Genomic DNA, 347 nt, shown 5'->3' with positions numbered 1-347 from the left:
ACAAGGCTGCCATAGATCCGGTCGCGATCGCGGATGAGGTAGTGCGGAGCCTCATCCCAAGGAAATGCCTCTGTTATTTGACGTGCAACCCATTCCGCCGTCGGATTTGCTGTGACGTTGATCCAGACCAGGTCTCTGCGGTCTAGTCGGACAATGACAAATGCATAGAGCAGGTCGAAACCGATGGTGGGAACAACGAACAAATCCATGGCGGCAATGTCCGGCGCGTGATTACGCAAGAAGATCCGCCATCCCTGGCTGGGTGGCCCGCGTCGCTTCACCATGTACTTGGCGACGCTGGACTGCGCGACCTCGAACCCGAGCTTGAGCAGTTCGCCGTGGATGCG

1 pseudogene is annotated in these 347 nt (G+C 57.9%); it reads right to left on the bottom strand.

The features are described 5' to 3' along the window. A pseudogene (locus CWO89_RS46755) lies at window positions 1-347 on the bottom strand (transposase); the annotation flags it as partial.

The organism is Bradyrhizobium sp. Leo170, from assembly GCF_004296405.1.
Lineage (GTDB): Bacteria > Pseudomonadota > Alphaproteobacteria > Rhizobiales > Xanthobacteraceae > Bradyrhizobium.
This window is presented reverse-complemented; position numbering and strand designations above follow the sequence as displayed.